This is a genomic window from Gimesia sp. (genome assembly GCF_048262075.1).
Classification (GTDB): domain Bacteria; phylum Planctomycetota; class Planctomycetia; order Planctomycetales; family Planctomycetaceae; genus Gimesia.
This window is the reverse complement of record NZ_JBLXFK010000002.1, coordinates 161,291-186,146: the sequence shown is the minus strand read 5'-3', so window position 1 is coordinate 186,146 and position 24,856 is coordinate 161,291. Positions and strand designations below refer to the sequence as shown.

19 protein-coding genes and 1 tRNA gene are annotated in these 24,856 nt (G+C 49.5%); 11 read left to right on the top strand and 9 right to left on the bottom strand.

Annotated features, from left to right (window positions below):
- Nucleotides 1-14: 14 nt before the first annotated feature.
- The 3 genes from ACN0YH_RS04425 (at nt 15) to ACN0YH_RS04415 (ending at nt 2,982) form a co-directional block, all read left to right on the top strand.
- The gene (locus ACN0YH_RS04425; protein WP_417378349.1) at nt 15-1,019 is read left to right on the top strand and encodes an ATP-binding protein; all 1,005 of its coding nucleotides are present in this window, start codon (nt 15-17) and stop codon (nt 1,017-1,019) included.
- Nucleotides 1,016-1,750: a response regulator transcription factor gene (locus ACN0YH_RS04420; RefSeq protein WP_417378348.1), complete on the top strand. Its 735-nt coding sequence runs from the start codon at nt 1,016-1,018 to the stop codon at nt 1,748-1,750. The genes ACN0YH_RS04425 and ACN0YH_RS04420 overlap by 4 nt, the downstream gene beginning before the upstream one ends.
- A 224-nt stretch (nt 1,751-1,974) precedes the next feature.
- On the top strand, nt 1,975-2,982 hold the full coding sequence (locus ACN0YH_RS04415) for an acyl-CoA desaturase (protein ID WP_417378347.1): 1,008 nt from the start codon (nt 1,975-1,977) through the stop codon (nt 2,980-2,982).
- A gap of 467 nt (nt 2,983-3,449) precedes the next feature.
- On the opposite strand, the gene ACN0YH_RS04410 is transcribed toward ACN0YH_RS04415, so the two are convergent.
- Entirely contained in the window at nt 3,450-4,775 is a 1,326-nt protein-coding gene (locus ACN0YH_RS04410; protein ID WP_417378346.1) for an amidase, read from the bottom strand.
- Nucleotides 4,776-5,288: 513 nt separating this feature from the next.
- Between ACN0YH_RS04410 and dnaX the strand changes: the two genes are divergently transcribed.
- From dnaX to rpoN, 4 genes are all read left to right on the top strand, one after another.
- A complete protein-coding gene (gene dnaX / locus ACN0YH_RS04405) occupies nt 5,289-7,082 on the top strand; it encodes a DNA polymerase III subunit gamma/tau (protein WP_417378345.1) in 1,794 nt (597 codons plus the stop codon).
- A 2-nt stretch (nt 7,083-7,084) separates the two neighbouring features.
- Complete coding sequence (locus ACN0YH_RS04400) at nt 7,085-7,438, top strand: YbaB/EbfC family nucleoid-associated protein (RefSeq protein WP_417378344.1); 354 nt, start codon at nt 7,085-7,087, stop codon at nt 7,436-7,438.
- A gap of 80 nt (nt 7,439-7,518) precedes the next feature.
- Nucleotides 7,519-8,145: a recombination mediator RecR gene (recR, locus tag ACN0YH_RS04395; protein WP_417378343.1), complete on the top strand. Its 627-nt coding sequence runs from the start codon at nt 7,519-7,521 to the stop codon at nt 8,143-8,145.
- Between the two features lie 64 nt (nt 8,146-8,209).
- On the top strand, nt 8,210-9,700 hold the full coding sequence (gene rpoN, locus ACN0YH_RS04390) for an RNA polymerase factor sigma-54 (protein ID WP_417378342.1): 1,491 nt from the start codon (nt 8,210-8,212) through the stop codon (nt 9,698-9,700).
- Nucleotides 9,701-9,720: 20 nt separating this feature from the next.
- Here the strand turns inward: rpoN and ACN0YH_RS04385 are convergent, their stop codons facing one another.
- The 3 genes from ACN0YH_RS04385 to ACN0YH_RS04375 form a co-directional block, all read right to left on the bottom strand.
- Nucleotides 9,721-10,644 (bottom strand): thiamine-phosphate kinase, encoded by a 924-nt coding sequence (locus tag ACN0YH_RS04385; protein WP_417378341.1) that lies wholly within the window; start codon nt 10,642-10,644, stop codon nt 9,721-9,723.
- A gap of 223 nt (nt 10,645-10,867) precedes the next feature.
- Nucleotides 10,868-12,127 (bottom strand): trypsin-like peptidase domain-containing protein, encoded by a 1,260-nt coding sequence (locus ACN0YH_RS04380; protein WP_417378340.1) that lies wholly within the window; start codon nt 12,125-12,127, stop codon nt 10,868-10,870.
- A 486-nt stretch (nt 12,128-12,613) separates the two neighbouring features.
- Nucleotides 12,614-13,708, bottom strand: a complete 1,095-nt coding sequence (locus ACN0YH_RS04375; protein WP_417378339.1) for a tetratricopeptide repeat protein — start codon at nt 13,706-13,708, stop codon at nt 12,614-12,616.
- A gap of 214 nt (nt 13,709-13,922) precedes the next feature.
- Here ACN0YH_RS04375 and ACN0YH_RS04370 point away from each other — a divergent pair, with 214 nt between their 5' ends.
- Complete coding sequence (locus ACN0YH_RS04370; protein ID WP_417378338.1) at nt 13,923-15,236, top strand: hypothetical protein; 1,314 nt, start codon at nt 13,923-13,925, stop codon at nt 15,234-15,236.
- Between the two features lie 125 nt (nt 15,237-15,361).
- Nucleotides 15,362-16,465, top strand: a complete 1,104-nt coding sequence (locus tag ACN0YH_RS04365) for an acyl-CoA dehydrogenase family protein (protein WP_417378337.1) — start codon at nt 15,362-15,364, stop codon at nt 16,463-16,465.
- Between the two features lie 21 nt (nt 16,466-16,486).
- Here the strand turns inward: ACN0YH_RS04365 and ACN0YH_RS04360 are convergent, their stop codons facing one another.
- Entirely contained in the window at nt 16,487-18,142 is a 1,656-nt protein-coding gene (locus tag ACN0YH_RS04360; protein WP_417378336.1) for a Na/Pi cotransporter family protein, read from the bottom strand.
- Between the two features lie 291 nt (nt 18,143-18,433).
- Here ACN0YH_RS04360 and ACN0YH_RS04355 point away from each other — a divergent pair.
- Nucleotides 18,434-18,507: transfer RNA gene (locus tag ACN0YH_RS04355), tRNA-Arg, on the top strand.
- Nucleotides 18,508-18,587: 80 nt separating this feature from the next.
- Here ACN0YH_RS04355 and ACN0YH_RS04350 read toward each other — a convergent pair.
- Together ACN0YH_RS04350 and ACN0YH_RS04345 are read right to left on the bottom strand one after the other, a co-directional pair.
- Nucleotides 18,588-19,736, bottom strand: a complete 1,149-nt coding sequence (locus ACN0YH_RS04350) for a tyrosine-type recombinase/integrase (RefSeq protein WP_417378335.1) — start codon at nt 19,734-19,736, stop codon at nt 18,588-18,590.
- Nucleotides 19,737-19,997: 261 nt separating this feature from the next.
- Nucleotides 19,998-20,951 carry a hypothetical protein gene (locus ACN0YH_RS04345; protein ID WP_417378334.1) on the bottom strand — a complete coding sequence of 318 codons (954 nt, stop codon included), beginning with the start codon at nt 20,949-20,951 and terminating at the stop codon, nt 19,998-20,000.
- Nucleotides 20,952-21,442: 491 nt separating this feature from the next.
- Between ACN0YH_RS04345 and ACN0YH_RS04340 the strand changes: the two genes are divergently transcribed.
- On the top strand, nt 21,443-22,366 hold the full coding sequence (locus ACN0YH_RS04340; RefSeq protein WP_417378333.1) for a hypothetical protein: 924 nt from the start codon (nt 21,443-21,445) through the stop codon (nt 22,364-22,366).
- Between the two features lie 61 nt (nt 22,367-22,427).
- Here ACN0YH_RS04340 and ACN0YH_RS04335 read toward each other — a convergent pair whose 3' ends face one another.
- Both ACN0YH_RS04335 and ACN0YH_RS04330 read right to left on the bottom strand, forming a co-directional pair.
- The gene (locus ACN0YH_RS04335) at nt 22,428-24,335 is read right to left on the bottom strand and encodes a hypothetical protein (RefSeq protein WP_417378332.1); all 1,908 of its coding nucleotides are present in this window, start codon (nt 24,333-24,335) and stop codon (nt 22,428-22,430) included.
- A complete protein-coding gene (locus tag ACN0YH_RS04330) occupies nt 24,335-24,763 on the bottom strand; it encodes a hypothetical protein (protein ID WP_417378331.1) in 429 nt (142 codons plus the stop codon). The genes ACN0YH_RS04335 and ACN0YH_RS04330 overlap by 1 nt, the downstream gene beginning before the upstream one ends.
- Nucleotides 24,764-24,856: the final 93 nt, after the last annotated feature.

Here is a 24,856-nt window from a genome sequence, read left to right as displayed (position 1 = left end):
TGAAGGAACTCCCGATGTCGTCTACCAGGCATCAACAACTTGATGAAGAAGCGCAAAACCCGGTATCCAACGCCGAGGGAACAACGCGTTCGGGGAATCGGTCTGCCTTACAATTGATGCGAAAAGTTCGTCGTGGACGGCTGCGTCTGCCCATCACGCTGAGTGTCGTATTGATGGTGATGAATGTCGCGCTGATGGTGTTCTGGATCATTCTGGCAGCACAGATTTACTGGTGGACAGCTCTGGCTATCGGTACGGTCGTGTTTGTCCTGATTCTGGTGGGACTGTCTTTGTATCTGGTTCTGACGATCAAAGAGGTAAGGTTAAGTCAGCGACAGTCGGATTTCATTGACAGTGTGACACACGAATTGAAAACGCCGATCGCTTCCCTCCGACTGTATCTGGAGACTCTGCAGATGCGCACGCTGGATGAAGAGCAACGCAGCGAATTTTATTCGACTATGAAAACCGAACTCGAACGGCTCAATCACCTGATTTCCCAGTTGCTGGAAGTCAAACGCCTGGATGCACTGGGTATGGAGACGGACCCTGAAGATATTCTACTGGAACCGCTGATTCGTCATTGCGCGCGGGTAGAATGTAACAGACGGCAGATTGAAATCGAGCAGGTTTTTGAGTTCGACATCGAACCGGCGGTCATTCATACCCGGCGAATATTGCTGGAAATGATATTCCGCAATGTGATTGATAATGCCATCAAATACGGAGCCAGCGAGCCTCAAATTTCGGTTCAGGTTCGTGTGAGCAAAGGAGGACGTGTCATTACGCGTGTCATGGACAACGGCGAAGGCGTCGATCCAGAAATTCGGAAAGATATTTTTAAAATCTTCTATCGCGGAGAAAGTGAACTGGAACGACGGAAAACAGGTACCGGACTGGGGCTGTATATTGTACGGACCCTGGTGCATCTACTGGGGGGGAAAGTGACAGTGCATGATCGACTGGATCAACCTGGCAGTGTGTTTGCCATCGATTTACCAGGGAGAGCGGAAACATGAAGTTGCTGGTTGTCGAGGATGAAAAAGCACTCGCGCAGGGATTGAAGTTCAACTTCGAACAGGAAGGGTATACGGTCTTGACTGCAGAGGATGGACCGACCGCGCTGAACTACTTTCAGGAGTGTTATGAATCAGATAAAGAAAGTGTGGACCTGGTGATACTGGATCTGATGCTGCCCGGGATGAGCGGCTATGAGATTGCGAAAGAGATTCGGCGTATAGATGAAGTCGTGCCGATTCTGGTTCTCAGTGCCCGGGAACTGAGCGAAGATAAAGCATATGCTTTCGACTGTGGTACGGATCAATATATGACCAAGCCATTTGCATTGCCGGAACTTCTCAGCCGTGTCAAGAATCTACTCAAACGGAAAAGTCTGGTGAAACCGGCTCTGACGCAAACCAGGAAGCTTCCTGCTCTTTACGAATTCGGAAACGTCATCGTCGACTTTGAATCGTTCGAGATCGAAGTCGATGGAGAACGCAAAAGCCTGACCAATCTGGAACTGAGGTTGCTCAAATATTTCATCGAGCATGATGGCATGGTACTGACACGCAGCCAGATTCTGGAAGATGTCTGGGGGGAACAGTCTGCCTTTGTGACAACTCGCACCATCGACAATTTTGTCCTGCGACTTCGCAAGCTGGTGGAAGCCAATCCTGCTGAACCTGTGCACATTGTCTCCGTACGTGGTGCCGGCTATCGTTTCATGCCCGAGGACGTCGACGACTGAGTTTTGTGGACAGATGTTGCGTTTTCTGCACTGTTTTTTGCCAGAACTCCTTGGAAATCGATATTTTTTGTTACTTTGACACAACTTTGACAATTATATGACGCTTACAAGACACCGGATTCCGACCTCTTGGATAGAATTCCGCAGAAGTGAGGAGATCGGTGAAACCTGATTTCCTGCAAGTGTTAAATATCAGGCACCTGTTAATGTAGATGAGGGCAATCATGTCGAGCGTCATTCTGGATCAACCTGCTGAAGAACAAACAGCTGCGGAAAACCAACCTAAGAAATCAAAGAAACGCGAAGAGCGGGAACAGATCCTCGCCAAATTTCATAAAGAGAATTTGCATTGGGGTAATGTTGACTGGGTCGTCCTGATCTGGATGGCTGGAATTCACATTGGCGCTGTCGCAGCACTTTTCTTTATCTCCTGGCAGGCCATCGTTACCTGTCTGGTGCTCCACTGGGCAACCGCCAGTATTGGGATCTGCCTGGGATACCATCGCTATCTCTCGCACAAATCATTCAAGCTTAGAGCTCCTGCAGAATTCTTTGTTCTGCTGTGTGGAGTTCTCTCCGGTGAAGGCTCTCCCTTAACCTGGGCAGCAACACACCGTCTGCATCATCAGAAATCAGACAAGCATGGTGATCCCCACTCCCCTTTTGAAGGAAACTGGTGGTCTCACCTGCTGTGGCTGTTCGTCTACCGTGATAAAGAACTCAACAATAAATTTGCCGATCACTACATTCCCGACTTTAAAAATCGTCCGATGATTCAATTCTTCGAAAAAACCTATCCACTGTGGTTGATTGGTTCTGGCTTTGCCATGTACGGAATCGGCTACGCCATGGGTGGCAACTACATGGGCTGGTCGATGCTGCTCTGGGGCCTGTGTGCCCGGATGGCCTTTGTCTACAATTCCACCTGGTTCGTGAACTCTGCGACTCACCTGTGGGGGTATCGTAACTATGAAACCACAGATCAGTCCAAGAACCTGTGGTGGGTCGCCATCGTCGCTTACGGCGAAGGCTGGCACAACAATCACCATGCACATCCTTCTGTGGCACCTGCCGGTCACCGTAAATGGGAAATTGACATTACCTGGTGGTCAATCAAAGCCTTAAGAGCCATCGGTATGGCCTACGACGTCAATGATCGGATTCCAGAGAAGAATGCAGAACCGGAAATTGATCCGGAACCGGGCAAAAACGGAATCGTGGTTGCCAAGTAAACGAGACAGATAGTAAAACTGATAGCCCTGACTGGTGAGAACCGGTCAGGGCTTTTTTATTATACTGACTTTTTGTGTTTTATGGTTGACTCCCTGATAGATGGCACCGAATGCAATTCGGTATTGTCGCAGGCAACAAGAGGTGGCAGTAGGTACGTAGTCGAGTGAGAATGTGCGCCTCATACTATCTGGTGATAAACTTTTGACGCTTCATTCTGAAGTGAACGAGCGAACTGGGACCTCCTGCTCGCTCCGCTCGGCCCGAATTTCATTCGGGCTTACCCATTTCTAACTTTCGTGTCGTTTCGGGATTTTCGTGGTAGTAAAATCTCCACCAGATCACATTCCCGTGTGGCACTCTTGAGAGAGTTTCTGTATGGACCGGATACACAGGTAACACTCGTGTAATCTTTGATGCGAGGTCATTGATTCAAGACGAAACAGGCTGGTTGAAGGATGCTTTTTGTTTACGAAATCTGTTCCAGAAACCCGGGGCGTAACACATCTTCACACCACTGGGAAGCCAGTAGCAGGTCATCGAATTTGTCGGGATGTCCTGTGATCTGGATACCCACAGGCAGCCCCCCTGCCGTCACAGCAGCAGGAATGGTGAGCGTCGGAAAGCCGGTCAGACTCCAGGGAGCATTCATGCCGGGGTTCCCCGTAGTGGTCAAATCAGGGGCCGGCCCGAAGGTGGCTGGCGAAATCAAAATTTCAGCACGCGCAAAACACCTCCGCGTAATCTGGCCGATCAGGCTCTGGTAGTCCAGGCATGCCTGGTAGCGTTTAGAAGAGACCTCCCTGCCCGCTTCGAGGACCTGGCTGATCGCAGGGCCATAATATTCCCGATTCTGGTCATAATCATCTCCCAGTTGATGCAGCATTTCATACTGCATCAGGCTCAGATGCTCATCCAGAATCGATTCAAATTCGGTGGGCAGCCGAGACTCTTTAATGGGGGCGCCGGCTGCAGCGAGTTTTTCTCGGACCACTGTGAGTGCCTGTTGCATGTCTGGCTCCGCGCGCGTTAAGAAGAAGTCGGACAGCCAGCCGATACGGGGCGCTGCAGTCACGGGTTCGATCAACAGGGGGAGATAGGTGGCCTGGTCAGTCATACCATCCAGCATAATCACCAGGTCAGCGACGGTATGTGCGAGCGGTCCTACATGATCCAGATGGTCGGAAAGCAGAATCACCCCCTGCCGATCGACCATGCCAAAGGTTGGTTTCAAACCAGCGACACCACAGAAAGCCGCCGGACGAATGATCGAGCCACCTGTTTGCGTTCCCACTGCTGCCAGGCACATCCCGGCTGCGACTGCCGCCGCGGACCCACTGGAAGAGCCTCCCGGTGTGTGCTCCTGGTTCCAGGGATTTCGCGTGGGAGGAGGATCAAAGCTCGCCAGTTGGGTAGTAACCGTTTTGCCGGGAAAGATTGCTCCTTCCATCCTCAGGTTTTCCACAAGCGTGGCATCGCTGGTGGCGGGAGGCTTGTCTCGGCCCAAAAAACCGGCCTGTGTGGGCATGCCTTTGACATCGATGATGTCTTTGACGCCGATCGGGATTCCATGTAAAGGCCCGCGCCAGCGTCCCCGCTGCAGTTCCTGGTCCAGTAAGTCAGCACGCTCAAAGGCAGCATCTCGATCAAGGTAGGCCCAGGCATGCAAAACCGGTTCTTTTTCCTCAATATTCTGGAAGCATAGTTCCAGGAGTTCGCGGCAGGAGAGTTCGCCGACTTTAATCGCCTGCTGTGCGTCGGCAATGGTTCGGGGAGGTGTCTGGTACAGATTCATAATTCGTTTCTGATGCGTAGGAGTGGATTATCGCAGTATTTTATGATTTTCGGCGATTCACTTCGGGAAATCAAATGGCAGTGGGTTGACGATCAGGAATTTAGCTCCATAATGCATGGTTCAGGCGTTGAATCGCTATCGTTCAGGGGGCGAAAAGCTGTCTCCGAGTATGGTGGGGTAGTCATTGACCGGGTCAGATCTTAACCGAAGCAGCCCACATTGGTTTATTCCAGGTGTACGAGGAGGCAGCTTTTCGCCCCTTTTTATTGGACTGTATCCCGTTTTACTGTAGCGTCTACAAGGCCATTTGGGCTGAGTATATTAGATTACGAGCGTCAAGTTTAAATGCGATGCGCTCTAATCGCTCCTCATTCACGTTTCGATCATAAATTGATTACCACCTCTCACTGGATAAACGGATCAGAGTCACTTATTGTAAGTGGCTGAGCAGTAGGTTGCTCTTCGTTTCCCCGTTTCTTTTTCTCTTTCTGATTTCGATGTCTGATAACAGGTATGTCCAGTAAATCGATACAGTATACGGTGTTGGCCCGCCGCTTCCGGCCTCAGAATTTCTCGGAAGTCGTGGGACAGGGAATGGTCGCCCAGGCGCTGCAAAATGCCATCCGTGGTGACCGCGTGGCACACGCCTATTTATTTACCGGCGCACGCGGCGTTGGCAAAACTTCAATGGCCCGTATCCTGGCGAAAGCGTTGAACTGCCCTAATTCAAATGACGGGATTCCCTGTGGAGAGTGTGAAGTCTGTCAGAATATTGCCGTGGGCAGCGATGTCGATGTGCTGGAAATCGATGGTGCCTCCAATCGAGGGATTGATGATATCCGTTCGCTGCGGGCGAATGTGAATGTCCGTTCGATGCGATCAAAATATAAGATCTACATCATCGATGAAGTTCACATGTTGACCAAGGAAGCCTTCAATGCCTTGCTGAAAACGCTGGAAGAACCACCTCCGAACGTAAAGTTCATCTTTTGTACAACCGAGCCTAATAAGCTGCCTGATACGATTCTCTCACGCTGCCAACGATTTGATTTCGGTTACATCGAAGAGAACAGTATCTGTGATCGACTGAAGCAGATTGCCGAAGCCGAACAGGTCAGCGTAGCCGATGATGCGATTCAGCTGGTTGCACGCCGCGCGGGCGGTTCGATGCGTGACAGTCAGTCGATTTTTGATCAACTGCTCTCATTCGGCGAGTCCCATCTGACGGCGGAAAGTGTGCACCGGATTCTGGGAACGGCCAGTGATGAGCGGCTGATTGAACTCATTGACGCCCTGATTGAACAGAAGCGGGATGTGGCGTTGACACACTTCGACGCAGCCCTGAACGCAGGCGTGCAACTGAATGAGTTTGTCGATCAGTTGCTGAACTATCTGCGGGATTTATCGGTGGTGGCAACAGGTGCGTCCCAGGTGACCCTGCTTTCGATATCAGAAGTGAATCGAGCCAGCCTGCAGCGTCAGGCGGAAGCCTGGGGGATTCAAACCTGTCTGGCCGCATTTCAGATTCTGAATGAAGCCCGTAACCGGATGTTTCGTGCCAGTCACGGTCGCGCTTTGGTGGAACTGGCATTGATTCGGATGTCGCTTCTGGAAGATCTGGACCTGTTAAGCCGTTTTCTGTCATCAGGGGGACAGCTTCCTGCTGCTCCGGCAGCAGTGCGGCAGGCTGCCCCCTCCCTCTCTGCAGCGGCGGTTTCAGAACCTGTTTCTGAGGCTCCAGTCCCTCCTGCTGTGAGTACTGAACCTCCGTCTGATCAAAAAAAAATTGAAAAAAAAAATGAAATTCAATCGCTCGTAGTATCAGAATCGATTGAAAGTTCAGCACCTGCTGTGGAAACTGTTCCTTTTCGGGCCGGAATGGAAAGTTTATTGTTGTCGCAACTCATTGAAAACACTGAGGATTTGTTAAAAGACTCAGTGAAAGGAGTGACGTCAATAGCAATTTCTGGGCCGAAACAGCTGGATTTACAATTCTCTAAGAGCTATAATTTCTCAAAGCAATACTGCGAACGGCCGGAAATGCTGGCCCGACTCGAAAATTCGCTGGAAAAGGTGGCAGGAGAACGGATCAAAATTCGTTTGATTGTTCTGGAGCCAGCGGCTGAAACCGAGAATGCAGATGACAAACAAAACAGACCATCGATTGCTCAACAGCGAGCTGAGCAGCGTGAACTGGCCCCTGCCACTGATGATTTTCTGCAGGAAGCCCTTTCCGTGTTTAACGCGCAGAGTGTGAGAGTCGATGTTTTAAAAGTCCAGGCAGAAGAGAAAAAAGAGGATTCGTGACCATGTTCAAAGGACTGGGAAATATCGCCGGCATGATGAAGCAGTTTTCAGAAATGCAGGGCAAAATGACGGAGATGCAGGACAAACTCGGTAAACTTCGCTTTGAAGGCTCTGCCGGTGGTGGAATGGTCAATGTAGAAGCAAATGGCCAGCAGAAGATTCTGGGGGTCAAGATTGACCAGACTCTGCTGGAGAGCGGCGACCGGGAAATGCTGGAAGACCTGATCACAGCAGCGACCAACCAGGCATTAGACAAAGCGCGCGAGGGAGCTGCAGAAGAAATGTCACAAATCACGGGAGGTTTGAATATTCCCGGGCTGGATGATGCGCTTTCGAAATTCAATCCTAATTCCTGAGCTGGCGCGCGTGCCGATTCGATTCCGTTTTCATTACGGATAGTTATCCGTCTGTTTCCAGTATTTTGAAGAGTCATTCTATGTCGCTACGTGGAAGAGAGAATCAGTCTCATCCGTATGGTTCCAGTGTGGGGCAATTGATTGATCAATTTGCGACACTGCCCGGAATCGGTCGTAAATCGGCTGAGCGGCTTGCGCACTACATCTTGTCGATTCCTGAACCGGAAGCTCGTCAGCTGGCAGAGGCAATCAATGCCGTCAAACAGTCCGTTCGTCCCTGTTCTGTCTGTTACAATCTTACCGAACAGGAAGTCTGTACGATCTGTTCGGATTCTCGGCGTGATAAGAAGCTGGTCTGTGTGGTCGAACAGCCTCGCGATGTTGTATCACTGGAAGCCACCAGTTCATTTCAAGGCGTGTATCACGTGTTGCAGGGACGGATTTCACCACTGGAAGGGATTGGACCCGAAAATCTGACGATCAACGCCCTGATTCGACGCGTTAAACAGGATGGTGTGACCGAAATCATCATGGCGACCAACCCGACTCTTGAAGGTGATGGGACCGCTCTTTATATTTCCAATCTGCTGGAACATGAAAATGTGGAAATCACTCGACTTGCCCGCGGTATTGCCTCCGGGAGTGTGCTAGAGTTTGCTAATAAAGAGATGTTATCTGATGCGCTACACGGGCGCCAGAGATTTTGAAATCGTTCGTGATTCATTTGTTAAAATTTTGTAAGACAACAACAGGTTTGGATTCGGATAATACATGCATCTGAATATTTCACAACAAATGAAACTGGGCCAGCAGATGAAGCTGGCTCCCAGGATGATCCAGTCCATGGAGATCCTGCAGCTACCCTTACAGGCGCTGGAAGAACGCATTGACCAGGAGTTGGAAGAGAACGTCTGCCTCGAACGGATCAATGACAACGAGAATACACCTGACACCGAATCCGAACTCATGCGGGATCAGGCTAACTCTGATTCCAACAGCCATGAGATTGATGAAAAGGAAATCATTGCCGGTAGCGAGCAGAATAACGAATCCGACTTTGAACGACTGCTGGAGATGGCCGAACAGTGGCCGGAAGACAATGTGACTTCAGCCACGAAACCTTCGTCAAACCGCATCAGCGACGATATTGAACGTAACAACGATGCTGTTGCAAATATTACCGAACGGCAGCAGACAATTAATGAATACCTGGTCGAGCAGTTTCATTATTTCAATTGCTCTCCAGAAGTAAAAGAGTTTGGCGAGTACCTGATTCAGAACCTGGACCATAATGGCCGCCTGCAGAGTTCCCTGCCCGAAATCGTGCAGGTGTATGGACAGAAAATTTCACAGGAAGAAGCCGAAACTGCCCTACATCTGATTCAAAAATGTGATCCGCCTGGTGTCGGTGCCCGAGACCTGCAGGAATGCCTGCTGCTGCAATTGAAACCAGATGCCCCTTATCGTGATGTACTGGTCACTCTTATTACTTCACACCTGGATGACCTGGGGCAGAATCGCCTGCCCGTCATTCAGCGGAAAACCGGCTATTCGATCGACATGATCAAGAACGCCATGTCATATCTGCGGTATCTGGATCCGTTTCCCGGTCGTGGTTTTGAATCAGAACCAGTTCTGAAAGTGACGCCGGATGTCTTTGTCAAACTGGACGAACACGGAAAGTATGTAGTCGAACTGGAAAATGAATACACGCCTCCTCTGCGTATCAGCAGACGCTATGCAGAGATACTGCGAAACAAAACCGACGATCAGACCAAAGATTATATCAAGAAGAAAATCGATGCTGCCAAATGGTTGATCGAAGCCATCGAACAGCGACACAGTACGCTGAAGCGGGTCGCCCAGGCGATTGTCGATTTTCAGACGGAGTTTCTGGATAACGGTCCTGAATTTATTGTCCCGTTAAAAATGCAGCAGATTGCCGACGTTGTCGGAGTGCACGTGACAACGGTCTCCCGCGCAGTCGATGATAAATGGATCCAGACTCCCCGGGGACTGTACCCTCTTAAACGTTTCTTTGGTGGCGGCACGAAAACCTCTGACGGTGAAGATGTCGCCTGGGGCATCATTCGCCTGAAGCTGAAGGAGATCATTGATGGGGAAGATAAGAATAAACCCCTCAGCGATGATGCCCTTGTGGATGCCTTATCCAAAGAAGGTTATAACCTCGCGCGCAGAACGGTGACCAAGTATCGGAAGGCGATGAATATTCCATCATCCCGTCAGCGTCGCGAATATTAAGCGTCCTGGTTCTTACCGCGTTAAAACTGATGTTTCCAGCCGGTACTTTCCAGGGCCGTCATTGAACCGTCTGGCTGCTGTAGTTTCGCACCCTGTTCTCCAGTAATTTCGCCGATGTGAGTCAAAGGGATCGGCAGCGGATTCTGATCCAGCAGGCGTTGTCCGTCTTCCGGCGAGACCGTAAACAGCAGCTCGAAGTCCTCTCCGTCGGAGAGCGCTTTTTGAAGCCGCTCTGCATGTGAAAGTTCCGTAGAGAGACACTGGCTGATCGGGATCTGATGTGACTGGATCACCGCACCGACTCCTGATTCATTCAGAATATGTTGCAGGTCAGATGCCAGGCCGTCACTGACATCGATCATGGCATGGAGTGAGACGGTTTCTTTCAGAATCGCGGCTTCTTTGACTCGAGGGGTAAACGTCAGGTGATGTGAGGTCAGACTTCCTCCCAGATCTCCTGTAACAAAGATCCAGTCACCGGCGCGGGCATTGGAACGTTTGATCGAGTGAGTTCGAGAAGCCGTACCCATCAAGGCAACGTTGATGACCAGCGGGCCGTCCCAACTGTTGGTATCACCACCGATAATCTCGGTTCGGAATTCCTGTGCCAGATCAATCAGGCCCTGCATGACTGCCTTGGCAAATTCCGGGCCTCGATTACGGGGCAGTGCCAGACTGACCAGCGCCGAATGAGGCACTCCCCCCATCGCGGCGATATCGCTTAGATTGACCGCCAGGGCTTTGCGTCCGGCTAGTTCGGGGGTGGCAGGAGGGAACGTAAAATGCGTTCCCTCCATCAGCATATCGGTTGCCAGCAGTAGCTCCTTATCGAGTTGCGGAGGTACAACAGCGGCATCATCGCCAATGCTTAACAGATCGTGAGGAGGAACCGGACACCGCGTCTGAATCCATTCAATTAGTTCAAATTCGTGGGACGCAGTCATTCTGATACTGTCTTGGTATATGAGAAATAGTATGAAGGCTGTGCAACGCTTTCGTGTTATCAGCCTATCATAACACTAAGACTTCCACGCCTGCGAGTGTGCGTAAACCCGTTTTTGTGACGCTGGCAGAATCCGATGACTACCAATAAAAGAACCCGACACTCGTGGAAAGAGTGTCGGGTCTGATGGATCAGTATGAACTGATTGATGGATCTATTATAAACTACGGCGTACTGGTCAGATTGAGTGGCAGATGGCCATAGAGGGTTTCATTTTTGCGGAGAATATAAAACTTGAGTGGGTTGAAGCTGGAGAGCTTCGAATTGCTTAACACGTAGGATACATTGCTGAGATTCACTGTTTCCCAGATATGCAGACCTACCAGAATATCACCACGACGCATGCCGTTTATGGCAGCCGGGCTCTGGGGGCGAACTTCTTCAATCAGCATACCGCCCTCATAACGGGGGTTGAGCAGGTGTTTTTGTGTTTCAGGAACTTTGCTGATGCGGATTCCCAGTACTTCCCATGTCTTTTCAAGTGTGGGGTCGTTTGAGATTTCGTTATTCTGTGCCCGGACAATAGGGGCACTCACAGGAGTCGTGCGGACAACAGAACCACTGTCAGCCAGTGTGATCTGGACCGTTTGTGTTTTCTCTTCGCGTCGAATCAGCAGGTCTATCGTATCGCCAGGCTTGTGTCCCATGAATGCACGTTCCAGGTCAACACGATCCACAACATTGACCGAACCAGCCTTCATGACAATGTCATCTTTCTGCAACCCGGATTTATCAGCGGGGCTGTCCTTGGCAGGCTGGCCGAGTACCAGCATTTGTTTGTCACCCTGTTTGATGTCGTTGGCCAGAATCCCGTGGTAAGTATGATCAAGAAATTCCGTGCTGATCAGGTCGGCAATAATTTTGCGGGCATCATCAATGGGAATGGCAAAGCCAATTCTCTGGGCACCCGCACGGATCGCCACGTTGATCCCTACGACTTCACCATCAAGGTTCAACAGTGGCCCACCACTGTTACCGGGGTTAATGCTGGCGTCAGTCTGGATCAGATTTTTGTATGATTGTTTCTCGTTGACTTCCACATCACGTGAAAGCGAACTGATGATGCCGGAAGTGACGGTGTGTTCATAGCCAAACGCGTTACCCACAGCAATCACGGTTTCGCCCAGCATCAGGTCCGATGACGTTCCTGGAGGCATCACCGTCAGTTTTTTCGTTGGATTGATCTTGATGATGGCCAGGTCTTCACTCTGGTTGGAAGAAATGATCCGCGCATTGTAGGTACTGCCATCCATCATCGTGACGCGCAGCGAATCCACTCCATCGATCACATGGTGGTTCGTGACGATGTATCCACGGGGGTCAACGACAATACCGGTTCCCATCCCATTGACTTTACGGTTTTTTCCGGAACCGAAAAGCGAGTCTTCTGATCGCGCCGTTTTCTCACTGTGAATGTTAACCACAGAAGTTTTGGCACGTTCAATAGCCCGAACAAGGGGGGTTTTGCGTACGTCGGATGCAACACTGTTCTCACAAAATGCAACTGATCCTGTTACAATTAGAACGGTGCACATAGTGAGTTTATAAAAGCACTTAATCATTCGGTGGCTCAGTTCATCGAGGTGGCGGTGCGATTGCTCGCGAGTCCTAGTTCCATCTACCGACCGGAGGCGATCCATCAATGCTCCGTAGAACTGCATATCGGAATGATTTAATGAGCGCCTTAATCATGGCTAAATTCTGTGGAATAGTTTACCTAGTTCACAACCCGTTATTCTAGGTAAGGCGTGCCGGTTGAAGGGGCTGGAGTTACAATAAAATAATACAGGTGAGAGAAAATGGCTCATGCCTGACTGTGCTGGTACATCAGAATGCTGCAAGAATTGGCGGGAGAGACGTAAGTGAAGCGACTACAGGCTCCTGCGTGATGAATCTTGAGCATGATTTCACTAATCTGTGATTTTAGCGAGTTTCTTTTTTAACTCTTTTTTCTGCTCAGCAGGAGCTTTCTGAATTGCCTGAGTGAGGGCATGGGATGCTTTGTTCAGCTGCTGGTTTGCATGGTAAGCAGTCGCCATTGTGTCTAAGAGATTCCAGTCTTCAAAGCGGGTCAGTTCACACGCTTTTTCAGCATGTGTGACCGCCAGTTCTGGATTTAGAAGTTTCTTGTCTGGACACGTTGCATACAACCAGGCCAAATCATTATGAGCCACAGCGGAAGAAGGGTTAAGCTCGAGTGCTCTTTGGTAGTCTTTGATTGCGGAATCAAACTGAGTCTGCTGTTCCCAGATCCCGGCGCGATTGCTGAATACTGCGGACACGAAGTTGTTGGCCTTGATTGCCTGGTTAAAATCCTGCAGTGCGAGATCGAACTGGTTTAATTCACGATAGGTGATTCCACGGGCATTCAGTGCCGCTACCATTTGAGGGGCCTGCTGGATCGCTGTTGTCAGATCTTCCACTGCAGACGGTAGTTGTTTCTGTTCCAGTCTGATCAGGCCTCGAATGTGGTAGGCATTGGCGTCATGGTCATCCAGCTTGATGGCGTGATTCAGATCCTCCACAGCCAGATCGTATTCTCGCTGTAAACGACGAATATTGCCCCGGTTTACAAAAATGTGGGCGTTCTCCGGCTTGAGTTGCAGTGAGGCGGCAAAGTCAGACAGAGCTGCGGGATAATTCTTTAGCACCTGCTGGGCAATTCCTCTCAAGTGATATCGTTCAGCGGTCGGTTTCGTCTCGATGAACTGGTCCAGAATAGAAATCAACTCCTCCGGTGATTTCAGATCAGCTGCATTTATCCAGCCTCCCCGTAATGGAATCCAGAGCCATTCCTGGTTTCGCTGAGTCGCGACCAGCACTTCCCCTGGGTTCAGCTGACTTAAGACTCCACTTCCCGTCTTCAGCGCGGCCCCTTTCGTCGCCACGATCATGGTCTGGGAGAAGATTTCAGGCTGCTCTGAAAATGTGTAAGTATGAGCATGTAAAATGACGGCCAGCATCAGAGCAGGCTTGAAGAAACAATTTGTAAATGCAGAGTTCATAAAAGGTTGCCCAATATTCCCTTGGCCGTGTATTCAGGAGAATTGTTAGTTTTTTGATATAATTGGTATAATTCGTAGAATTCCCAAATTAACATGTTATTCTATACGGGTGTTTGACTCTTTCCCAAACTAAAGGGAATTAGAAAACGGAGAATATTCATTTTTTTGAATTATGAATTTCAAAACAACATGAAAGGGGAGGATAGTGAAACCAATGTTTAAGTTACTCTGTGCTGTGGTAGCCATCATGATGATGACTTCAGCAGCCCAGGCAGGAAAGTGTCACTCGCAGCAATGTTGCGTGAGTGCAGCACCTTGTTTGAGTGGCTGTAATCCGTGTGCGACGGTCGCCTGTAAACCGGCATGTAAGACTGTGGAACGAACAGTGCTGGTACCGGAAATGGTGACCGAAGTCCGTAAAATCAACTGCACTGCCTATCGTACTGAGACACGTCAGCGGGATGTGACAATCTATGAAAAAGTACCTGAGATCCAGGAGATCAATCAGACATATACAGTGATGGTACCAGAAGTACGGACCCGCGAAGAAAAGTATGTGGTCTGCAAACCGGTCTGGATGACCTCTCAAAAGACTTACACGGTCAATGTGCCTTATTACGAAACACAGACCGGTGTCCGCCAGGTTAAGAAAACATTCTGGAAGGATGTAGAGCAGGAATACATGGTCAACGTCCCTTACTCTGAAAAGCGGACAGCGACCCGCCAGGTTCAGAAGGTGGTCATGAAGGACGTGGTTCAGGAATACACGGTGAATGAGCCTTACACGGAAAAGCGTCAGGGAACGCGGACTGTGATGAAATGCGTCCCCGTCAAACAGTACCGCACTGTTTGTGAAGACCAGGGGCATTGGGAAGATCGGCCCATTGAAGCTGCCTGCCCTGCTCCAGCGTGTGGCAACTGTGGAACTTGTGGGGACTGTTGCCAGACAGCCTGTGCCCCCGTTTGCACACAGCGGGTCTGGGTTCCTAAAGTCGTACAGAAAAAAGTAGAGTACACTTCTTATCGTCAGCAATGCGAGCAGGTACCCTATACTTATGAAGTTCAACTTTGTAAGCCGGTCAAGAAAACCAGAACTGTCAAAGTCTGTGAAACCGTCTGTGTACCCGAAACATACACATACGATGTTCAACTCTGTCGGCAGGAAAAAAAGACGCGTATCGTTAAAGTCTGTGAGGTCAAATGCGTTCCCCAGGAATATACCTACCAGGTGAAAAAGTGCCGACAGGAAACTCGAACCTGTGATGTGAAGGTCTGCTCTTTTGTGAAAGAGGAAAAAACTCGACAGGTGAATTACACTGTTTGTGTACCTCAACAGAAAACCTGCACACGTAATGTCACAGTTTATAAATGCATACCCAAAGTCGTGCAGCAGTCTTATACTGTCTGTGTGCCTTATACGGTACAGAAAGAAGTTCAGGTTCAGGTATGCCGCCAGGTGGCAAAGAAAATTGCCGTTCAGGTACCTGACTGTGCTCCCTGTGCAACAGGTTGTCCTACCTGCAATTAAGGATGGAATCTGGATTTGCGTCCTGAATTCATTCAGATGATAATCAGCCTCATACTTTCGAGTATGAGGCTTTTTTTATAGACTGGATGACAGGGCACTATCAGAATATTTCCAGCAACGAGAAAATGATGACTGATTCGATTTTGAACTCAAACCGACCAGAACAATTTAACGACGAGTTTGACAGTCTGCTCCAGTCCATATCGAAACTGTCTGAAAACAGTGATTCCGAGACGGTATGGCCGGCGGAAGCCTGGAATGCGATCAGACAGGCGGGGGTTCTCGGCTGGAATGTTCCCTTGGAGTTCGGCGGGACTGATTTGAATTCGGTCGAGATGACTTACGGGTATATCAGACTCGCCGAGGCCTGCCTGACCACGACTTTCGTACTGACCCAGTTTAACGCTGCCTGTCAGCGGATCAACTGGTCCCAGGACCAAGAGTTGAAAACGAATGTCTTTCAGGAGTTGGTTTCAGGCGAGAAGTTTGCCACAGTTGGGATTTCTCACCTGACCACTTCTCGACAGCACTTGAAAAAACCGACGGTAGCTGCTGAAAGAATCAATGCGGGCTGGAAGCTGGATGGATTTGTTCCCTGGGTGACGGGCGCCGTGAAAGCAGACTATATTGTGACCGGTGGCGTCTGTGAAGAGCGAACACAAATTCTGGCACTGGTCCAAACTGCTCACAAGGGGGGCAATCCTCAGCCTCCGATTGAAATGTTATCGATGACCGGCTCTCAAACCGGCGCCGTGAAACTCAATCAGGTCATTGTTCCTGAGCAGTATCTCATTGCGGGACCTGTCGAGAATGTGATGAAGCGGCCTGATGGTCAGGGAGGTGCCGGATCATTAACTACATCAGCCCTCGCGCTGGGAGTCGCCCGCAGAGCGATTGCAAAACTGGGTGAGGAAGCTGCCAGTCGGCCCGACCTGCTGGAAATCTATCAGCCATTCCATGCCGAGTCTGAAAGCATCTGTAAAGAAATGTTCGAGACTCTTAAGTCCGGGGATTTGAATGGCGGATTTTCTGAGAAGATCCGCGGACAGGCAAACTCACTGGTTCTACGCGCTTCCCAGGCGCTGCTGGCTGCGGTCAAAGGGGCTGGTTTTGTTAAAGGGCATCCCGCAGAACGTGCCATTCGCGAGGCCATGTTCTTTCTGGTCTGGTCCTGCCCGCAACCGGTGGTCCAGGCTAACATGAAAGAATTTGCCTGCGTGCTCGATTAGGCTGAGAAAGACTGACGTCAATCACTTTTCGCCGGCAAGTGCTTCTGCCAGATTGATTACATGGTCCCGCACACGTCTGAGGGCATTCAGAGTCGATGTGTAAGAAACATTGATATACGGGTCGACTTTCTCTGCAGACAGGTAGTTCAGGTGCTCCCGCTGTAGCGTTTTGACCCGATGTTTGATTTCCGTTCCGGAGCGAATCGTCGCAGAAACCACATCGGTGTGAGACTGCTGGTAAGCGGTGGTGACATGTTTCAGCTGTTCTTCGACCATCGTGAGCAGATCAAGTATCGAGTTATTATGGGCGTCATCAAAGACCCTGCCCTGCTTGTTTAACTTCAGTCGGAATTTGGCAATCCGCTGCAGGTAGTCGCTGATGGATTCATATTCATCTGCCATACGCAACTGGCAGCGTCCTTTGGAAATGACATCCTGTGTCAGATCCATGGCCAGCAGATGGGTGATGTAGCTGGTCACTTCATCCTGCATTCGGTCCAGTTCTTCTTCATGCTGAAACAGCTTTTCGACATCATCAGGATCTGGTTTCTCCTGCGACAGAATCCGGTATAAGATCTGGGCCATTTCATCGCAGAGCACACCCATCTTGATCACGGCTCCCCGTGACTGATCAATGGCAAGCGCCGGTGTTTCCAAAATGCGGATATCCAGGCTTCTCAGATGCGCAATTTCTTGAGACTTGTCTTGGACGATGCGTGTCAGCAAGCTTGCGATTCTGCCGGCAAAGGGCAGGAATACAATGGTGTTGACGATATTAAACACCGAGTGGGTGGTTGCAATTGCCAGTGCCGCGCTGGGGTAGATCGTCTCCCCATTCACAACAGTCGTTTGAGTCACATCGACATCAATGATCCAGGGAATAAATCGGACGTACCAGAAAAAGATGGTCGAAATCCAGATGACACCGGTAATGTTAAAGAGAAAATGGAAATAAGCGGCGCGGCGGGCGTTCGTGGTGGTTCCGATAGAAGCCAGCAATGCGGTGACGGTGGTACCGATGTTTTCACCCAGGACCAGAGCAGCAGCGGTTTCAAAGGGAATCAAACCGGTTGTAGCCAGGGAGATAGTAATTCCCAGTGTGGCAGATGAGGATTGCACGAGTACCGTCAGAATGCAGCCCACCAGCATGCACTGATACAGGCCCACGAAAGTGTCGGCCTGAAATTGAAGAAACCATGCTTGAAATTCCGGCATATCTTTGAGGAACTTACAGGCTTCCTTCATGAGTTGCAGGCCAAAAAAGACCATACCGACGCCCATGATCGCCAATGCTGTGTAACGCAGTTTTTCATTTTTGGAAAACAGATAGACAAATGCGGAAACTCCCAGCATGGGCAGCCCGTACTTGCCGATTTTCAGTACCAGAATCCAACCTGTCACTGTGGTCCCGACGTTGGCGCCCATGATGACACCAATCGCCTGCGTCAGAGACATCAGCCCCCCATTCACGAACCCGACGGTCATGACGGTAGTCACAGAACTGGATTGGACTAAGATGGTGACCAGGAATCCGACGAAAGTTGCCAGAATCCGGTTATTAGTGACGGCACCAATCAGCCGCCGCAAACTGGCGCCGGCAATCGATTGAAGCCCCTGGGACATGTATTTCATTCCCAGGAGGAAGATCCCCAGACCTCCAATGAGGGTGGTCGTCATTTCAAACATTGTGTCTCTGAACCTATCGTATTGGTATTTACCCCCAAAGATTCTGATCGGGGCAACTGGCAGGTGTTCATATGAATTGATTCATGTTAAGATTGTGCCTATTTATTATGAAGATCTGTTAATAATACAAGGGTCCGAACAGACTGTCTTTCAAGACAGAACTAAAATTATGACGCTGATCCTTGTGTGTTCGGCGCTCTGACGGTAAATCAGTTCATAGACTGAATCACACCACAACAGGTCGAGATACAGCGAAACCTGTTCAGGTGTCAGTTAAGATGAGCCCCCGTAGCTCAATTGGATAGAGTGCTGGCTTCCGAAGCCAGAGGTTGCTGGTTCGAGCCCAGCCGGGGGTAATAAGTCCTTATGTGTCAAGGGGTAACGTCGAGTAAACCCCGGTAAATAAGGGATGAAAAGCAGGTGCTTTCGATCACGATTACCCGTCTATTTCTGCCGTTACAGCAGGATACTGCGTCGCTTTTTGCGTCGCTTTTTTGTAGTCGTCTTCCCTGACCTGTAGATAGCTTTTCAGAGCCACTGTAGGCGAATTTCCAAGCCATGCAACGACGGTTTGGAGCTGAAAACCCTCACTCAACAGCTCTGTTTCACGCGAGCTTCGCATGTTCTGAAACAGCCGCGGCCACTGGTTCAATCCGGCCCGTTTTACGATCTTCTGCATACACGTTCGCAGGTTACAACTGCCGCGCCGATGCTTCACAATCACGAGCTCTGCGTCGTCTTCTGCCAGCTCTCGACAGTCTTCCAGGTAAGGCCTGAGCTGTGGGAACAATGGCACCATCCGCCCTTCCTTGCCCTCGTACCGTTCTGTTTTCGGACTCGATACATAAAACCGTTCATCAACCCAGTTGATATCATCCCAGCGCAACGCGTAGGGCTCTGAGGGGACTCTCAATCCACCGTAACGAGCCAGCGCAACGATCAACCGCCATTCCGCATCAGGGCAAGCCAAGAGCAGTTTCTCTGTCTCTTCAGCTGTGATGAAGTATTCCCGGGACTTGTTGGGAATCGATGTCGCTTTCAGATCCTGGAACGGGTTTTCCTCAATCAGCTTCTTTCTGACTGCGTTGTAGAAAAACACTTTCGCAACTGCACAATGTTTGCGAACCGTGTTTTCTGCCAGTCCCTTCCTGGTCAGCCAGAACCGCCATTCATCACAATCACCTGGGGTAATGTCCTTCAGGAGAATGTCACGTGTGAAGAAGTCATACAGATAGTTCAGCGCGTTTCGGTACTTCTTTTGCGTGTTCGGTTTGGTGTCGGATTCCCGCATCGTGTAATACGCTTCGCAGTAATCCTCCAGCCTGGTCGATTCCCGCTGGTCGATCAAACCGACATTTACCAGGCGTTTCAGCAACGCTGGTTCCACTTCAGACAGCCATTGAGCAGTTGACCTGTCTAATGCGTGTTTCGTGATGCGATGCGAAAGCAGATGCTCAACGCGCATCTTCACCCCTTCCGCAGTTTTCATCGGCACCTTACCGAGTCGCAACGTTTTGCGTTTTTCGTCATGTCCAACGAACTGAATGGACTTCCGCCCATTGGACTGTTTACAAACACTCGCCATAAAATTGATTCTCCTTACTTCTGAGAAAAAGGGGTCATAGTGACCCCTTTAATTAACTCCGACACTGTGTCGTAGTTTTGAAACCCTCCCGTTCCGTCACTGTGTCGGAACGGGAGAAACAGGCAAAAAGGTAGTCATAGTGACCACCTTTATTAAAGACGACACTGTGTCGCCATTTCAAAAATCATAAATGGTGACACCGTGTCACCATTTTTTAATTCCCTGAAGGGCAGTTTTCGCCCTTCGGGAAAAACAAGGCGTTTATTGATGTTTTTCAGAATCAATCACTGGTCGATAGAGTTGCAGACCGTGGTGTTTCAGCAGATCGGGTGCAGCTGCTTCCGGATCCAATTGCCCCCACTCCAGCAGGTCTTGGGCATGCAGTTTCAGATAGCGTTCTGCCTTCTGTCTGGCCTTCTCCGGATCGGAAGTGTTGAACACCCTGATTAGAACCTCTTCACCGCATGAGGGGTTTACATCGAACGTGTGCCCCTCGTGGACTTCATAGAGCTCTGGGGGGCCTTCGATCTCTTCCGGCAGTTCTGCTGGTTCATTTAAGGGGGACACTGTGTCCCCCTTTTGTTCGGTCAGATCGTTAAGGTGGTCACTATGACTACCCTGCGCGCCCTTTTGCTCGATCGGTTCCAGGTCAACTGGATTGATGGAACGTGCGATGAAAGCCCGCTTGCGGATTTCCCCATCTCCGCACTGGTCAAGCCGTCTGTTCAAGTCTCCAACAATTTGTTCGCACTGTCCACGGGGGCCATCGAGAGTGATAAAAGCGGGGGGAAGATCATATTCGTTTTTCGGCTTCCAGGGAGTCAGCAAAGACACACTGAGATTCGCATACTTACTGCCGACGCGAACCCTGATGTGCCAGTATGATACAAAGCCGTCTTTACTGGCTGCGATGCGTTCACGGTTGAGAATGGAAGCGACCTCAGCAGCTGTTTTCGCTCTCTTGTACGTTGGTGTATGCGGGGGGACTGATCGCCATGATTGCGGTTTCCAGTCTTCCGGAACGATGACCAGGTACACTGGCCAGTTATGCCGCGGGGCATCGATCCTCAGCACTTCATCAGGACCTGGTGTGCCGATCGGGGGAGCTGTGACCGGCTCCAGGGCTGACCAGTTGGTTGACCGCTGGAACAGCTGGTCGACGGGGGAATCGTGGAGAGTGTCACAAATGCTGTTGTGAGAGAGAATAGTGCTCATAAGAGGCACCTTTCTTTACGCCGGAGCGTAAAAAAAGAACCCATACTCTCACACACAGCTCTCAGGTGGATTAGTGCCACCTTGGGGGCCTCGCGGTTACCCCACTCTGCGCAAGAGTATGGATTCTTGGTTACTAATATTTTTTTGAGATTAAGCACTAATGCGTCCTTTCGGACTTTGAGAGATTGCATTTTTAACCGCTCTCCCTCGATTGTCAACACTGACTCAATAATTCTCCCGAAGGTTCATTTTGGACCTTCGGGAAAAGTCCTCGATAGCTCAAAATGAGCCATCGACAAAAACAGCGAAAAACGCCTTGTTTTACCGAAGCGACATTTTGGCGCTTCGGGAGAATGCCCTATCAGTTCAAATGCAACAATGAGTCAAATTTTATTGATCAGCATTCAGTAATTGACATTGGTATATTTTCTTGAGTAGAGTGAATTCAGATTTACACACCTTTTGAATAGCAATCGAACGAAGAATTAGTCATGGCCAAAAAAGCTTCAACCCGTAGTACTCAAGGTGCGAAACCTGATTGCTTTATAATTATGCCGATCTCAACTCCTGAAGATTGCTATGAGCAATATAAGGGAGATGAAGATCATTTTAGGCACGTCTTAGAATGTCTATTCATACCTGCTGTAAAAAAAGCTGGTTACAAACCTGTGGTGCCTGAGTCAACAGGATCCGAAGTCATACATGCTGAGATCATTGCAAAATTAACAAATTGCGAAATGGTTCTTTGTGACATGTCGATTCTCAATGCCAACGTGTTTTTTGAACTCGGTGTTCGTACATCTTTGAATAAGCCTGTTACATATATCGTTGATGACAAAACTACGAAACTACCTTTTGATGTTCTGCCGATTCAGCGTAATGAATATAAAAGTGCTTTAAATGTTTGGGAGATCAAAGAAGAAATCGAAAAAGTCTCTGCACACATAATTGAAACCAAAGAAAAAAGTAAAAACCAAAACGCTTTATGGAAAATCTTTAAGATCTTAGATACAGCAGAATTTGACCCCAAGGATGTTACTGATGAAGACAGATTTGATATTTTGTATCGAAAGCTTGATACTCTCGAATCAAAAATAAAAAAGAAAGATGAACTGGCTTTTCAAACAAAATCAAAAACAAAATCACAAAATGATTTTTTAACCAAACTCGGAGATGCTCTTGGTAATAGCTTTCATTCAATGATAGACGGGGCTATCGAAGAAGCCCTTGATGAGTTAGAAAAAACAAGAAAAGTTGAATATGATAAGGCTGATACCCATGTCCTTACTGACTTAGTCTTTGATCATCTCAGAAATAATCACCCAGCATTTGAGAACGCAAAGAAAGAAATTGTTAGCGACAGGATCTCTAGGGTCTTATACAAAAAACTGAGAAGTGAGCTAAACCTACCTTAATGTGATATCAAAACCCGGCCTCCCCAGAAGTAAGCAGAAGGAGACCGGGCCGTTGCGATGACTACGCTTCACCCTTTGCTTTGAAGGCTGCTTTCGGGTCTGCCATCGCTACCCCGAAGTCATGGTAAGCCCTCCAGCTCATTCCCAACTTGTGAAAGTCCATGTCGGTGTGTTCGATGATCGGGTTCTGCTGGCCGTTCAGGAATGCAACTTCCATTGCTGCCACGTCTGCCGGATTGTTGAACAGGTACCAGGCTTTCGTACTGGATCCGCTGTACGCTGCCGATTTCAGGTAGGGACTGGGAACCGGCTCAAACTTTCCGGAATGCGGGTTACCGTCCGTGACCGTTGCAACCTCTCCCGTAACAACCTTCAAGTCAGCATGCAATTGCTGAGCAGTCACTTTCAAATCAGTTGGAACCAGCAACACTGCAGGAGATAACAGGATTGGTTTCCCGTTTTCGTCTACCTGGTCAAGAAAGACCATTTCCCCAGCTGTCAACGATTCGATCGCCAGGGCTGTTGTTCCCCCTGCCAGGTAGTTGTTGTTTCCAGCTGAGAAAAAGTTATTCGGATTGCTCAGCAATAGGATGTAAACCGTTTCCTCAACCTTCAGGGCAGACATTCGACCGAGGATGCGGGGAAACTTCACAAACGCTCCCATATCGTCATTAATGATGTCCTGACGTGTCAGCGAGATGATTGCCCCCTCTGTATCAAGCTGATTCGAATAGCTTGATTCTGTCACTGAAATGTGTTGGATCTCACCAGATTTACTGACTGGTTTAAACTCTCCAGAACCCGTCAAACGATAGTGAGTATGAGGTTTGAAGTTTGTATGTTCTGCAATTCCGCAGAACTTCCGCCACGTTGTCGGAACCGCATTGTAGCCATTCAGCAGATGCTTGTTCGCAACGTTCCCCAGAATCCCGGGAACTGAGAACGTAGAAAAACCACCGCTGGCCTGAATGTTTCGATCAGCTGTGAAAGCAGCTTTAACAAACTCACGGTCACTCATTCGGGCATTCGGATCGCCACCATCAAGCGCGATAGCATCTTTCATGATGGCAACGATTGAATAGCCGCGGAACTCCTTCGAGACTGCTGCATTCATCACGCGTTCATCGTAGAACTGCCCTGCTTCGGCTTCGGTCATGCCGGCTTCAATGCAGGCTGAGGCTTCGACCACCAGAGCTTGTGCAGGTGCATCAGCAGCACCGGATTTTCGCGGCTTGGGACGCGAAGCACGCAACTGGATTAAAGCAACCTCATTTGCTTCCTGTTCGGTCCATTCCTCTTCGACCGCCTTTGCCTGAATATGGTCTGGGCAATCGCGGAGAATCTGCTTAACCCGTTCGATTCGTTTCCCCTCAGCTTCTGCAGCCTGGGCTTTGATTTCTTCAAAAGTCTTTTTTTCAGCCGTTGGTTGTGGCATGGTAAATTGTCCTTCAACATGAGCAGAGGTATTCAGATCGGCACCCATGGCAACGAACGAAACCTCTCGTAATACTGATTCACGTGCAACATAAATCGGGCCCTGGAACGTCTGCCCGTTGACAGTAACACTCTCTCCCTCACGAACTGATTCCAGGCGTGTAACGCCAGCCCCGATCGACGCTTGCCAGGGGAAACCGTTCTTTCCGGTTGTCCTGATCTCGTCAGCTGCTTCACCAGATCCAGAAACCAGACCGGCTACGTGCAATTCACCGTTGATTTTTTCAATCTCTGTTGAGTGTCCGACGATTTGACTTGAATCGTGATCCTTCAGGATCGGTTGATTCTGTTTTGTGATCTGCAATCCAGCCAGGTCGACCACTACCGGCAGCCGAAACCCTGCCAGACGCATTGGACCGCCCGTATAGGCAGTCATGGTGAAACGTTTCAGGCCTTCCGCTTGTTTTGCCTGCAGGTCAACCAGACCACCGTTCAACGTGATCAAAGTGTTGGGTTCGGTTCGATATGTTGGCATTATTCAGCCTCTACGGATTCAAGATTCCGGAACCGCTGATCCTGTTCCTGGTAGGAAATCCTGTTTGCTTTCGCTGCGTGAGCGGTACAGTTCAGATATTCCCGAACAGCCAGACGGGCTGCCATGTTGTCGATGTCATCAGCAGTAAACCCCGTTTGACCTGTGAACTCCTGCAGGTCCTTCAGCTCACTTTCAAAATCAATCGTTTTTGATTCGAAGTATCGACCGGTCGATTGCCGATAGTCCGTAACGGAAGTAACCAGGCCTCTGTGCCGTAACTCCAGCTCTGCAGCCTGGGGGCTTTTGGGGTACTGGTTCTGAATGATCGCTTCTGCCCGTTCGGAACCGAAACAGTTCCGAATCATGCGTGCTGATTCTTCGTTGTACTCGCTCCGGGACATCACGTAGGCTGGTAATTCAACGGACATTGTTTTTTTCCTGTCGAGTTTAAAAAGTGGCTCGCCCTGTTAAAGGAAACCAGGGCAAGCCACCCAATGAACGAGTTCAAAACTAATGGATAT

Coding starts and splice junctions, on each gene's coding strand:
- ACN0YH_RS04335 (WP_417378332.1), bottom strand. CDS start 24,335: ATGCCAACATATCGAACCGAACCCAACACTTTGATCACGTTGAACGGT.
- dnaX (WP_417378345.1), top strand. CDS start 5,289: ATGTCCAGTAAATCGATACAGTATACGGTGTTGGCCCGCCGCTTCCGG.
- ACN0YH_RS04425 (WP_417378349.1), top strand. CDS start 15: ATGTCGTCTACCAGGCATCAACAACTTGATGAAGAAGCGCAAAACCCG.
- ACN0YH_RS04330 (WP_417378331.1), bottom strand. CDS start 24,763: ATGTCCGTTGAATTACCAGCCTACGTGATGTCCCGGAGCGAGTACAAC.
- ACN0YH_RS04415 (WP_417378347.1), top strand. CDS start 1,975: ATGTCGAGCGTCATTCTGGATCAACCTGCTGAAGAACAAACAGCTGCG.
- recR (WP_417378343.1), top strand. CDS start 7,519: ATGTCGCTACGTGGAAGAGAGAATCAGTCTCATCCGTATGGTTCCAGT.
- rpoN (WP_417378342.1), top strand. CDS start 8,210: ATGCATCTGAATATTTCACAACAAATGAAACTGGGCCAGCAGATGAAG.
- ACN0YH_RS04375 (WP_417378339.1), bottom strand. CDS start 13,708: ATGAACTCTGCATTTACAAATTGTTTCTTCAAGCCTGCTCTGATGCTG.
- ACN0YH_RS04400 (WP_417378344.1), top strand. CDS start 7,085: ATGTTCAAAGGACTGGGAAATATCGCCGGCATGATGAAGCAGTTTTCA.
- ACN0YH_RS04340 (WP_417378333.1), top strand. CDS start 21,443: ATGGCCAAAAAAGCTTCAACCCGTAGTACTCAAGGTGCGAAACCTGAT.
- ACN0YH_RS04350 (WP_417378335.1), bottom strand. CDS start 19,736: ATGGCGAGTGTTTGTAAACAGTCCAATGGGCGGAAGTCCATTCAGTTC.
- ACN0YH_RS04420 (WP_417378348.1), top strand. CDS start 1,016: ATGAAGTTGCTGGTTGTCGAGGATGAAAAAGCACTCGCGCAGGGATTG.
- ACN0YH_RS04360 (WP_417378336.1), bottom strand. CDS start 18,142: ATGACGACCACCCTCATTGGAGGTCTGGGGATCTTCCTCCTGGGAATG.
- ACN0YH_RS04385 (WP_417378341.1), bottom strand. CDS start 10,644: ATGACTGCGTCCCACGAATTTGAACTAATTGAATGGATTCAGACGCGG.
- ACN0YH_RS04410 (WP_417378346.1), bottom strand. CDS start 4,775: ATGAATCTGTACCAGACACCTCCCCGAACCATTGCCGACGCACAGCAG.
- ACN0YH_RS04370 (WP_417378338.1), top strand. CDS start 13,923: ATGTTTAAGTTACTCTGTGCTGTGGTAGCCATCATGATGATGACTTCA.
- ACN0YH_RS04365 (WP_417378337.1), top strand. CDS start 15,362: ATGATGACTGATTCGATTTTGAACTCAAACCGACCAGAACAATTTAAC.
- ACN0YH_RS04345 (WP_417378334.1), bottom strand. CDS start 20,951: ATGAGCACTATTCTCTCTCACAACAGCATTTGTGACACTCTCCACGAT.